The organism is Collinsella sp. wc0529, assembly GCF_046116875.1.
Taxonomy (GTDB): Bacteria; Actinomycetota; Coriobacteriia; order Coriobacteriales; family Coriobacteriaceae; genus Collinsella.
Genome location: NZ_JBJXBO010000001.1, coordinates 162,813 through 174,856 on the forward strand (window position 1 = coordinate 162,813; position 12,044 = coordinate 174,856).

Here is a 12,044-nt window from a genome sequence, read left to right on the forward strand (position 1 = left end):
GCATTCGAGCCAAAAGTGGGAGATTATCCACTCTCGTTCTAATCTAGTTACGGTGCCGTATCCCCGAACTACATCAAGTTGCAAACAGCCGCCGCGAAGGCTACGGGATCCTCGGGGAGGATGCCCTCGACCAGCAGGGCCTGGTCATAGAGCAAACCGGAGTACTGCTTGATCTTGTCGGCGTCGCCCGCCTTCTGAGCGGCGACGAGCTTGGAAAAGACCGGGTGCTTGGCGTTGAGCTCGAGCACGCGCTGGCTCTTGGGCATACCGTCGGGCGCGCCCTCGGGACCCTTCTGGAGCACCTTCTCCATCTCGAGCGAAAGCGGGCCCTCGGTGGTGATGCAAGCGGGGGCATCGGTCAGGCGCGCGGAGACGGCAACTTTCTCGACCTTGTCACCGAGTGCCTCCTTCATAGCGCTGAAGAGGTCCTCGTTCTCCTTGGTGGCGTCCTCGGCCTCCTTTTTCTCGTCCTCGGTCGCCAGGTCAAGATCACCGGTTGCGACGTTCTTGAGCTCCAGGTGACGATCCTCAACCTCGGGCTCGGCACCATCGGCCACGGCCTTCTCGGCAGCCTCGCGGGCGGCATCGTCCTCGTAGATCTTGGGCATATCGGCGGCAACGTACTCACGCATAGCCTGGAAGGTGAACTCATCCACGTCCTGCGTCAGCAGCAGCACGTCATAGCCGCGGTCGAGCACGCCCTTTACCACGGGCATCTTGGCCAAGCGCTCACGCGAGTCGCCGGCGGCGTAGTAGATGGCCTTCTGATCCTCGGGCATGCCCTTGGCATACTCGGCCAGGGTAATCATCTTCTGTTCCTTGGCAGACCAGAACAGCAACAGATCGGCGAGCTCATCGGCCTTCATGCCATAGCTCGAGTAGATGCCGTACTTAAGACCGCGGCCAAAGTTCTCAAAGAACTTCTCGTAGGCCTCGCGGTCGTTGTCACGCATATCCTCAAGGTCGGCGGTGATCTTCTTTTCCACACGCTTGGCGATGGCCTTGAGCTGACGGTTCTGCTGCAGCGTCTCACGCGAGATGTTGAGCGACACATCGGCGGAATCCACGACGCCGCGGACAAAGTTGTAGTAGTCGGGCAGCAGGTCGTCGCACTTCTCCATGATCAGGACGTTGGAGCTGTAGAGTGCCAGACCCTTCTCGTAATCCTTGCTGTACAGATCGAACGGCGCGCGGCCCGGCACAAACAGCAGGGCATCGTACTCGAGCGTGCCCTCGGCATGGAAGCTGATGGTGCGCGCAGGATCGTCAAAGTCGTGGAACGTGGACTTGTAGAACTCGTCGTAGTCCTTCTGCTCGACATCGGAGCTGCGCTTCTTCCAGATCGGTGTCATGGAATTGACGGTCTCGAGCTCCTGGTAGTCCTCGTACTCGGGCTTGTAATCGTCGCCGGCGTCCTCGGGCTTGGGTTTCTGGCGGCTCTTGGACACCATCATCTGAATCGGGTAGCGCACATAGTTGCTGTACTGCTGAATCAGGCTCTTGAGACCCCACTCGGTCAGGAAGCGATCGTAGGTCTCGGCCTCGCCGTCGGCATCGAGCTTCTCGTTCTCGCGCAGCGTCAGGATGACATCGGTACCGTGCTCGGCGCGCTCACCGTCCTCGATGGTGTAGCCCTCAAGACCGTCGGATTCCCACACATGGGCGACATCCTCGCCATAGGCGCGGCTGACGACCTTCACATGGCTGGCAACCATAAAGGCAGAGTAGAAGCCCACGCCAAACTGGCCGATGATGTCGACATCGGAGCCCTGCTGCTCGGCGTTCTCGGTCTTAAACTCCTCGGAGCCGGAATGGGCGATGGTGCCCAGATTGCGCTCGAGCTCCTCGGCGGTCATGCCAATGCCGTTATCCGAGATGGTAATGGTGCGGGCGTCTTTATCAAAGGAGACGCGAATGGCCAGGTCGCCCTGGTTGATCTTGACGCTCGGATCCTGCAGGCTCTTAAAGTTGAGCTTGTCGACGGCGTCGCTCGCGTTAGAGATAAGCTCGCGCAGGAAGATTTCCTTATTGGTGTAGATGGAGTTGATCATGAGGTCGAGCAGTTTTTTGCTCTCGGTCTTAAATTGACGCATGTGCAGTCCTTTCGCGCTACCCCCGTCCGCAAAAACGGCCCGGTTGCCCGAGCCGCATCGCAGACCTGCTATGTTCAGACTTAGATTTTATAACCCAATAGCGCGCATATATACATACGGAATCGAAAAACTGTATGTCCGAGCGCTCCAATGCGTCAATTGCCGAGGAGTGTCCCCAGCTGCCGGCAGAAAAGGAACGTCCCTATCTGCCATCTACGCGCTTGGCCATCCAGACATGGGGCTGGCCCTCGTCTTCGTAATCTACCGGGGCAATTTGCGTGTAGCCCGCCTTTACATAGAGCGGCAGCACGTATTCCTGCGCATGCAGCTTAATAAGCTTGGCGCCGGCATCGCGTGCACACGAAGCACTGGTCTCCACGATCGCACTCGCCAGTCCGCGACGACGCATAGCCGGCAGCACGGCGACGCGCCCCATAATGTAGGTCTCCCCCGCCGCAACGCCTTCGTCCATGTCGCATGCCGGCAACACCGGGGCCTCTGCGTCAGCCACGCGCTCAAGCTCTTCGGGAAACACGCGCGAGCAACCGGCAAGCTCGCCGTCTACATAGAGCGTCACATGAATGCAGTTTGGATCCTCGTCGATAGCGTCGAACTCATTCTCGTAGCCCTGCTCGTCCATAAAAACGACGCGGCGCACCAACGCCGCGTCATCAAAGCATCCCGTCTTAAGTTGGATATCCATGGCTGCCCTTTCATTCAATGCGAACGTTAGGGACAGATTTTAGCGAAAATGAGCTCCGCGCACACTAAACTTCGCGCGAGCCTTCGCCAGGCAGTCGTAATGACCCACGTTATGGGCATCGCTCGCGATGAAGCTGTACAGGTTCTGATCGAACAGGCGCTGTGCCGGCTTTTTCTCGCGACCAAAGCGACCGCCGGCAATAAAGTCCGCCGAAGCCTGCAGCTTGCAGCCCATATCGACCAGACGCTCCGCCACGCTTACATCCTTTTGAACCGCACGATAGCGCTCAGGATGAGCGATGATCACCTGGTAGCCACGGCACTGCAAATCGTAAATCGTGTTCTCGTACTCTCTAAACGCATACGCATCGGCATGCGTCGAAAGTTCGAGCAGAAACTCGTTGGTCCCATCGAAATGCAAGTGCTCCGCGGCATCGATACCAAGCTCAACGAGCTTTCGATGGTTGACCTCGAAGCCCATCTGGAGCGGAAAACCGTCAGCGTTATCACGCAGCAGCTCAAAGGCATCCCACATCTTGTCGTAATCAAAATAGGGATCACGGCAGTGAGGAGTGCAAACGATTCTGGTTACACCGGCCCGCTTGGCAGCCTCGAGCATCGCCAAGCTCTCATCGAGATCGGCGGCGCCGTCGTCTACACCCGGCAAGATATGGCAATGAATGTCACGCATAGGTCAGCCTTAATCAACTAAACGTTTGCTCGGTTGGTGAAGATGCCCTTTTTGGAAGTCCCCTGATCGTCGGAGCCCTTCTTAACCTTCTTACCGTCCTTGGTGTAGTAGGAGTAGTAGTACTCGCTGGTCTCGGTCTCGCAGTAGTTCATAACGGTACCGATGAGCTTGACCTTCTCGGACTTCTTAAGCTGACCGATGGCGTTGAGCGCCTCCTCGCGCTTGGTGAAGTCCTCGCGCACCACGAACAGCGTGCCGTCGGTCAGGCTGGCAATCTCGGCAGCATCGATGAAGGTGCCGACCGGGGGAGCGTCGAAGATGACGTACTGGAACTTAGCAGACAGTGCCTTTACCAGCTTGGCAAAGCGGTGAGAGACGATGATGTCGGCAGGATTGGGAATATGCGGCTCGGCATCAAGGAAGTAGAAGTTCTTCTGACCCGTCTCGACAATTGCCTGGTCAATGGAGATCTGCTCGGAAAGAACCGCATAGAGTCCGCCGCGCGAACGAACGCCGAGCATATCGGAAAGGGACCTGCGGCGCATATCGGCCTCAACCAGGAGCACGGACTTGCCACTCGTGGCAATTGCCTGAGCAAGGTTAATGGAAACCGTAGACTTGCCCTCGTTGGGAATCGAGGAGGTAACGGTGATGGTGCGAATGGGGTCGTCCACGCTCGCAAAGCGGATGTTGGCCAGAAGGGTCTTGGCGGCATTCTGTACAACGAGCTTATCGGTGTTCTTTGCCTTAGCCATGCCTATTTACCACCTTTCATAGCCGGAATTCGGCCAACAACGGGAATGCCCAGGAGCTCTTCTGCCTCTTCGGCACCGCGGATGCGAGTATTGAGCATGTCTGCCAAAACGACATAGGCAACTGCGATAAAGATACCGGCGAGGAACGCGACAGCAACGTACAGCGTGCGCTTGGGGCCGCTGGGGACTTCGGGAGTCTTAGCCTCGTCGATAACGTTGATGCTCTGGGCAGCGCCGACGTTCTGAGCGACCGTACTCACCGAGCTGGCCATGGCCTTTGCGACCTTAGCCGTCTCCTTGGCATCGGTGCCGGTAACCGAAAGCGTAATGACACGCGTGGTGGTCTCGGAGGAAACAGACACCTTGTAGTCATCCAGGTCAGCAAGGCCCAGCTCATTGGCAGCACCGCTCTTAACGCTATCGCTATCCAGCAGCGTGGCGATATCGTTGGAAAGCATCTGGCTCGCCGAGAGATCGTTGTAGCTCATCTGACCGCTATCGTCGGTTTTGGCGAGAATGTACATGCTCGTCGTCGCGGTGTAGGTGTTGTCCATCGCAACGAAGGACACGATGCCCATGGCGATCGCACAGACCACCGGAAGGGTGATGACCAGCTTGAGGTGCTTTTTGAGCAGCTGGAACAGTTCGAGAAGGGTCATGCAGCTTGCCTTTCATTTCCCCAGTTCGGATTGACAAAACTGTCCGTATGTTATCGCATCTTTTTACCGAGACCAAACTCTATACATAAGAAACAGGCTCTCCTGTAAAAATGTCGGAAGCAATCGTAAAATTGCACAACAACGCCGCACCCGAAAGTCAAATGCGGCGTCTACATCAATACCTATGTTGTATCGCTATGCGAATGGCTCGTCCTGCTGTATGGGAAACGTCACCGTAATGGTGGTTCCCACGCCCAACTCGCTCGACAGATCGAGCGTGGCGTGATGATACAGGACCGCATGCTTGACAATGGCAAGCCCCAGACCGGTTCCGCCGCGCGCCTTGGACCTACTCTTGTCCACGCGATAGAACCGCTCAAATACCTTGCCCTGTTCTTCAGGCGCGATACCGATTCCCGTGTCGGCGACCGCAAGGAACGGATGGCCTTCGTCGTTGGTGCCGCACTGCAGCGTAACCGTACCGCCGGGTCGATTGTAGCGGATGGCGTTGCTTGCCAGATTATAGATGAGCTCGTCAATCAAGCGCGACACGCCCTCGATGACCACAGGCTTGGTCTCATGACTTATCGTCACATTCGCCTGACGGGCAACCTGTTCAAGACGCTGCTCAACCGCGTAGATGGCGCGCGAGAGCTCAATAGGCTCCGTGGACCCAATGGGCACCGCCTCGCCCTCAGTTGCACGCTCGGCCTCATCCAAGTTAGACAGCGTAAGGATGTCGTTGACAAGCGCTGCCAAGCGGCCCGCCTCACGATAGATGCGACCGCCAAAGTTGCGCAGGTCGTCCTCGCCCTCGACCATGCCGTTTGCGATGAGCTCGGCATAGCCCGAAATCGCCGTAAGCGGCGTCTTGAGCTCGTGGGTGATATTCGCCGTGAACTCGCGGCGCATACGGTCGTTGTCCGCTAGCACCGCCATTTGGCGCTTGAGTTCCTGGCGCTGCGACTCGATACGCTCAAGCATGGGGACCATCTCGGCATAGGCGTGCTCATAGCTACGGCGTGGGTGGTCCAAATCCACCTCTTGCAACGGCGCGATGATGGCACGGGACTCGCGGCGCGCCATAAAAAACGAGAGTACCGCGCCCGCTGCTGCGATAAGCAGCATCGGCGCCACCATCGACAGCAAAATCGCTGCAACGCCAGGCTGGGCCTGCGCCAAGCGGACGACCTGGCCGTTATCAAGGGCGACGGCGCGATACAGCATAATCTCGTCGAGCGTAGAGCTTGCGCGCTCCGCGGAACCCGAACCATTCTCAAAGGCCTCGATGACCTCGGGGCGATCGCCGTGGTTGGGCAGTGTGGAAGGCGACGCCTCGTTGTCGTAGGCAACCGATCCATCCTTGTTAATCAGCGTGATGCGCAAGTCCTCACGATCGAGGCTACGCAAGAACGGGATGGGCTCCTGCTGCTCGTCGAGGGCGGCAGCAATGAGCTCGGTTTCTTGCGCCAGGTTGGCACTCGTGGCATCCGCCAAGGTGTTTTGCACAAAGAACGCACCCAGCACCGTAAACGCCACGATAACCGCCATGGCGCAGACAAAGATCGTCACAAAAACGCGGTGCGACAGCGTATGTTTTCCCTGGGGGGCGAAGACCACGGGTTACTCCTCCGATGCGGTGGCCGCGGTGTCGTCACCTTCGGCACCATCACCGGCAGAAGGCTCGGCCAAGCGGTAGCCCACGCCGCGCACGGTCTCGATGGCGCTGGCATGCTCGCCCAGTTTTTGGCGAAGCGTCTGCACGTGCACGTCAACGGTGCGCGAACCGCCGTCGAAGTCCCAGCCCCACACGCTCTGCAGCAACGACTCGCGGGTAAAGACCACGCCGGGCTTGCGCATGAGGTACTCGAGCAGGTCGAACTCGCGCAGGGTGAGCTTAAGCGACTCGCCGGCAACAGTCACCTCACGATGGCTGGGCGAGAGCACGATGTCGCCCACGCTGAGCACATCGCTTGCCTGTTTGACCATGCCGCCGCGACGCAGCAGTGCGCGGCAGCGGCTGGCGAGCTCCATGAGCGAAAACGGCTTAGTCAGGTAATCGTCGGCACCGCCATCGAGCGCCATCACCTTGTCGAGCTCGGTATCCTTGGCGGTAAGCATCATGATGGGCACCGTCGCCGTCAGGCGATCGGCACGCAGTCGACGCATAATCGCCAAGCCATCGGTATCGGGCAGCATGATGTCGAGCAGGACGGCATCGGGTACCCGTCGCGCCACGGCAGCCTTAAACTCACCGTCGCACGAAAAGCCTTCGGCCTCAATCCCCTGCTTGCGCAGCGCATAGACCGTCAAATCCCTGATGTTGTCATCGTCCTCGACGTAATAGATCATGTTGAACCCCTTTGCGGCCGGCATGACCGCATCTTAACCCTAAAGGTACCTTTACTAGATGGTATCAGCCAAAACGCCCCGTCAAATAATCCGCCGTGCGCGGATCGGTCGGATTCTTGAAGAGTTGCGCGGTGGGCGCGTGCTCCACCAGCTCACCCAGCAAAAAGAATGCGACCGAATCGGAGATACGCGCCGCCTGCTGCATATTGTGCGTAACGACCACGAGCGTGCAGGTCTCTTTGAGCTCGCAGGCCAGCTGCTCCACCACCAGCGTCGACACAGGATCGAGTGCCGAGGTCGGCTCGTCCATCAGCAGAATGTCGGGCTGCACGGCAAGTGCGCGGGCGATGCACAGACGCTGCTGCTGGCCGCCCGAAAGACCCAGACCCGACTCTTTGAGCTTGTCCTTGGCCTCGTCCCACAGGGCGGCGCGTCGCAGGGAGTCTTCGACCAGCTCGTCGAGCACGACGCGATCGCGCACTCCCATTCCGCGAGGACCGTAGGCGACGTTGTCGTAGATGCTCATGGGAAACGGGTTGGGGCGCTGGAACACCATGCCCACGCGCTGGCGAAGGCGGCAGATGTCGTAGTCGCCCAGGATATCTTGACCATCGAGCGCAATCTTGCCATCGATTCGGCAGTCCTTGATGCCGTCGTTCATGCGGTTAAAACAGCGCAGCAACGTGGACTTTCCGCAGCCCGAAGGCCCGATGAACGAGGTGATCTGCTTGTCGCGGATCTTGATATTCACGTCCTTGAGCGCATGATGGTCGCCATAGAACAGGTCGAGGCCCTCGACGTCGATGCGCGTCGGCGAGGCGGCAAGATCCTCTGCCGTGGGGCGAGTCGCATCCCCGACCTCGCGCTCGTGCGCGGCCTCGGCCTGCGCTTCCATGAGTTCTTCAAGCTCCGTGGGCTCCGCAGCCGCAGCAGCCGTCATACCGCATACCTCCATATCGATATCAATTCAGCAGTATCGATAGTAGGAATCGCGGCTCATATGCACGTGAGCGCATTGTCAAGTGTTTGTAAGGGAACGCTGGCTATGCGGCGGGCAGCTCGATGGTGAATATCGTGTGTTCGGGCGTCGATTCACATGCAACGGTACCGCCGTGTGCCGCGATGATCTCCTTGGCAATAGCAAGGCCCAGACCGGCACCACCGCGATTGGTCGCACGCGCCGCATCCAGGCGATAGAACTTCTCAAAGATCACCTTGAGCTTTGCCTCAGGGATGGGATCGCCCTGATTGATAAAGCACACGCGCACGCCACCGTCGTCCCGGCGTCTGGCCTCGATCGTGATGGTCGAGCCCTCATAGCTATAGGCAATAGCGTTTTTCATGATGTTGTTGAACACGCGAGCCGTCTTGTCGCCATCCACGAGCACCGTCAGGTCCTCGCGAATATCAACTTGGACTTCCTTATGCTGCTCGTTGAGGATGGGATAGAACTCGTCAGTCACCTGAACCAGCAGCAACCCCAGATCAACATAGCCGCGCGTGAGCACGATATCGTGGAAGTCAAAGCGCGTGATATCGAAGAACTCTTCGATGAGTGCATCGAGCCGGTGCGCCTTGTCGAGAGCCACGCCCGTAAAGTGCGCACGTTGCTCAACCGGCAGCTCAGGAGCCTCTTGCAGCAGCGAAAGATAGCCCACCACACTGGCAAGCGGGGTGCGTAGGTCATGTGCCAAGTACGTGACCAAATCGTCCTTGCGATGCGACTCGTCACGCAGAGCTTGCTGCACCTTGCGCTCACGGTCACGCACGCGGTTAAGGGCGCCCTCGACCTCCAAGAAGTCGCCGTCAATGTTGTCCCAGGTGTCGGGGTGATCGATCAGGCGATCTTGAATACGAGCGGCCAGCACACAATCGGCATGCTGCTCGCCCTGCTCGTAGCCCTGGTAGTACAGGGCGCGGCCACACAAGAACAGCACGCACGCGGCAAGCGCCAGCACAAAGCCAAGCATGTTGAATACAAAGCCGGCATCGAACAGCACCGGCCCTTCGATGCCGCCGAGCGCCATGGCGCCAATCGCCAACGTCATGGCCCACGCGGCGCCGCCAATCACCACGCAGCGGCACACGATCTCAAATCGATCGATCAGCAAAAAGCCGACAAGCAGCACCGCCAAGATTCCGACGATGTTGTCGATGCCAATCAGCAGCAGACTCAGCAAAAAGAGCAGCACCGTTGCAAGCGCGCGGTTGTCGACGACCGACCTCACGTATTCAAAGAGCCGATCGGGCACCTCGAACGCTTGCCTATCGTCTTTTGTCATATCAAGATCCTCACAAGCGAAAAACGTTATTCGATGATGTAGCCGACGCCCCAGACGTTTTTGATAAAGCGTGGCTTTTGTGCGTCGTCGCCGATCTTTTCGCGCAAGTGGCGAATATGCACCATCACCGTATTGTTGGAGCCGGGCATAAAATCCTCGCTCCACACCGCGCGGAACAGGTCCTCCACGGCCACCACGCTGCCGCGATGCTCGACCAGATACAGCAAGATTGAATACTCGGTGGGTGTGAGGCGTACCGGTGAACCGTCCACTGTCACGGAACGAGCATCGCGGTTGATCTCCAAGCCGTCGAGCTGAATGGTCGGCGACTCGGCCGCCTGTGCACGGCTACCGTAGCTGGTGTAGCGGCGAAGCTGAGCGTGCACGCGCGCGATGAGCTCCAGCGGACGGAACGGCTTAACCACGTAATCGTCCGCGCCAAGCGAAAGGCCCCCGATCTTGTCTTGCTGGGCATCGCGCGCCGTCAGCATGATCACGGGATAGGTATGGCTGGAACGAATCGTACGCAGCAGCTCAAAGCCATCGATATCGGGCAGCATGACATCCAGCAGCGCCAGATCGAACTCCTGCTCCAAGATTGCCTTGGCGGCATCGGCCCCGCTATAGGCAATCTGGACGTCAAAGCCTTCTTTTGTAAGGTAGATGCCCACTAGGTCGGCAATGGCCTTCTCGTCATCAACTACCAGTATGCGCTCGTTCATGCGTGCTCCTCTCGCGCTCCATTATGCCCGAGGCGACGCACGCCACACACAACAAGCGTGGGTGATTAAGTCGGCCTTAAGCACCCTTGTGCCCGTTCGGGAGCGGATGTGGGCCATACACGCACGCGATGATCGCCGACGCCGGCAAACGATATACTCTAGTTCCAGAAGAGACCATCCCGTCGAAAGCGAAATCCGTGAAGTCCCTCACCTCTTTTGCAAAGCGCTCAGTCCAGCTTGCCGCCGGCTTTGTCTGCGCTATCGCCCTTGCCGCTGGCGCGCCCACCGTCGCCGGCGCCCAAGTGCTCACGACCGACAATGTTTGCGGCAAAACTGCCGATGCGCGCGGTATCACGGCCGAAAACCTGCCCGATATCGATGCGACCAATGCCCTCGTCATGGGCAAAGACGGCACCGTCTACTATGCCCGCGGCGCCGATGAGCAGGTCAAGATTGCCTCGATCACCAAGGTCATGACCGCAATCCTAACCGTCGAGAATTGCAAGATGGACGAGAAGGTCACGGTGAGCAACGCCGCAGCCACCGTGGGCAATTCGACCGCCGGCTTGCTCGAAGGCGACAAGCTTACCGTGGAGCAGGCGCTGCGCGGCCTGATGATTCCCTCGGGCAACGACGCCGCCATCGTGCTCGCCGAATATGTGGGCAAGAAGATCGACCCTAAGACCAAAGACGCCGAGGCCACATTTGTGAAGGCCATGAACGAGCGCGCTAAGAAGCTCGGCTGCACCGGTACGCTTTTTGAAAACCCGCATGGTCTGGACTTTGATGAATGGGCTGGCAATATGCACTCAACCGCACACGACGTAGCGCTGATGATGCAGGAGGCCATGAAAAACGACACGATCCGCGAGGTCGTAGCGAGCGAGGATTCCTGGATCGAGGTCACGGGCGCCGACGGCACCGACCATTCGCATTCCATGGACACGCATAACTATTTGCTGGGCCAAGATGGCAACATCGGCGGCAAGACCGGCACCACCGACGACGCGGGCTATTGCTTTACGAGCGCCTACAACCGCGACGGCGACGAGATCTACACCGTTATTTTGAACTCCACCACCACCGATCAGCGCTTTACCGATACCGCCACCCTTGCCAACTGGTACTACGGCCACAAGGTGACGGTCGCAATCGCCAACACGCAGGAAAAGACCGCCAACGGCAACCCGCTTATGGCGCGCATTGGCCAAACCGACTGGACGGATAAGACAATCGACGCCACACTCGCCGATCCTACGGCGCAAGCGACCGTGTTTTCCCTTGCCGGCGAGGTGACCGAAAAGGTTAGCTACGACGATCTTTCGGGCACGGTGCATGTGGGCGACAAGGTGGGCAGTGTTACTCTCAAGCAGGACGGCACCAAAATCGCCGTTATGGACCTGGTTGCCGACGAGGAAGGCGCAGGGCCGAATCCCATTGAGTGGCTCCTTGTGAAGCTCGACCGCCTGGGCCGCCGCATCGACAACCGCCCACTCACGGCAGAAAGCGAGACCGTCGCCAAGGCGCCCGAGATGTAAGATCGAAGAACAATACACTCGCTGAAAGGAGGTGTCCGAAAGGATGCCTCCTTTTTTTGAGGGTTCGAATCCCCAGCGCCCTTTCTCGATAATAAAAAAGGGCCCCCGATGGGACCCTTCTTTAAAGTTAAACTGGCGGAGAGCTGGGGATTCGAACCCCAGATGCCCTTTTGGGGCATACTCGCTTAGCAGGCGAGCACCTTCGGCCTCTCGGTCAGCTCTCCGTAACAGCCGTTCTATAGTAACCAAA

11 protein-coding genes and 1 tRNA gene are annotated in these 12,044 nt (G+C 58.6%); 1 reads left to right on the plus strand and 11 read right to left on the minus strand.

Features of this window, described 5'->3' with window-relative positions:
• Window positions 1–68 precede the first annotated feature (68 nt).
• The 10 genes from htpG to ACKUTP_RS00690 all read right to left on the minus strand — a co-directional run bounded on the left by htpG (window position 69) and on the right by ACKUTP_RS00690 (window position 10,256).
• Window positions 69–2,093: a molecular chaperone HtpG gene (htpG, locus tag ACKUTP_RS00645; RefSeq protein WP_225094224.1), complete on the minus strand. Its 2,025-nt coding sequence runs from the start codon at window positions 2,091–2,093 to the stop codon at window positions 69–71.
• Window positions 2,094–2,295: 202 nt separating this feature from the next.
• Window positions 2,296–2,796 carry a GNAT family N-acetyltransferase gene (locus tag ACKUTP_RS00650; protein ID WP_117786114.1) on the minus strand — a complete coding sequence of 167 codons (501 nt, stop codon included), beginning with the start codon at window positions 2,794–2,796 and terminating at the stop codon, window positions 2,296–2,298.
• A gap of 39 nt (window positions 2,797–2,835) precedes the next feature.
• Window positions 2,836–3,486 (minus strand): tyrosine-protein phosphatase, encoded by a 651-nt coding sequence (locus ACKUTP_RS00655; RefSeq protein WP_022094060.1) that lies wholly within the window; start codon window positions 3,484–3,486, stop codon window positions 2,836–2,838.
• 17 nt (window positions 3,487–3,503) lie between these two features.
• Window positions 3,504–4,241 carry a CpsD/CapB family tyrosine-protein kinase gene (locus ACKUTP_RS00660; protein ID WP_055309657.1) on the minus strand — a complete coding sequence of 246 codons (738 nt, stop codon included), beginning with the start codon at window positions 4,239–4,241 and terminating at the stop codon, window positions 3,504–3,506.
• Window positions 4,242–4,243: 2 nt separating this feature from the next.
• Window positions 4,244–4,900, minus strand: coding sequence for a Wzz/FepE/Etk N-terminal domain-containing protein (locus tag ACKUTP_RS00665; protein WP_349091124.1), 657 nt, complete (start codon window positions 4,898–4,900; stop codon window positions 4,244–4,246).
• A gap of 195 nt (window positions 4,901–5,095) precedes the next feature.
• A complete protein-coding gene (locus ACKUTP_RS00670; RefSeq protein ID WP_409063302.1) occupies window positions 5,096–6,520 on the minus strand; it encodes a sensor histidine kinase in 1,425 nt (474 codons plus the stop codon).
• 3 nt (window positions 6,521–6,523) lie between these two features.
• Window positions 6,524–7,252 (minus strand): response regulator transcription factor, encoded by a 729-nt coding sequence (locus tag ACKUTP_RS00675; protein ID WP_050766101.1) that lies wholly within the window; start codon window positions 7,250–7,252, stop codon window positions 6,524–6,526.
• Between the two features lie 64 nt (window positions 7,253–7,316).
• A complete protein-coding gene (gene pstB, locus ACKUTP_RS00680; RefSeq protein WP_409063303.1) occupies window positions 7,317–8,192 on the minus strand; it encodes a phosphate ABC transporter ATP-binding protein PstB in 876 nt (291 codons plus the stop codon).
• A 103-nt stretch (window positions 8,193–8,295) separates the two neighbouring features.
• The gene (locus tag ACKUTP_RS00685) at window positions 8,296–9,534 is read right to left on the minus strand and encodes a sensor histidine kinase (RefSeq protein ID WP_409063304.1); all 1,239 of its coding nucleotides are present in this window, start codon (window positions 9,532–9,534) and stop codon (window positions 8,296–8,298) included.
• A gap of 26 nt (window positions 9,535–9,560) precedes the next feature.
• Window positions 9,561–10,256: a response regulator transcription factor gene (locus tag ACKUTP_RS00690; protein WP_195503860.1), complete on the minus strand. Its 696-nt coding sequence runs from the start codon at window positions 10,254–10,256 to the stop codon at window positions 9,561–9,563.
• A 197-nt stretch (window positions 10,257–10,453) separates the two neighbouring features.
• On the opposite strand from ACKUTP_RS00690, the gene ACKUTP_RS00695 reads away from it, so the two are divergent.
• The gene (locus ACKUTP_RS00695) at window positions 10,454–11,794 is read left to right on the plus strand and encodes a D-alanyl-D-alanine carboxypeptidase family protein (RefSeq protein WP_409063305.1); all 1,341 of its coding nucleotides are present in this window, start codon (window positions 10,454–10,456) and stop codon (window positions 11,792–11,794) included.
• A 133-nt stretch (window positions 11,795–11,927) separates the two neighbouring features.
• Here ACKUTP_RS00695 and ACKUTP_RS00700 read toward each other — a convergent pair.
• Window positions 11,928–12,018: transfer RNA gene (locus tag ACKUTP_RS00700), tRNA-Ser, on the minus strand.
• Between the last annotated feature and the right edge of the window lie 26 nt (window positions 12,019–12,044).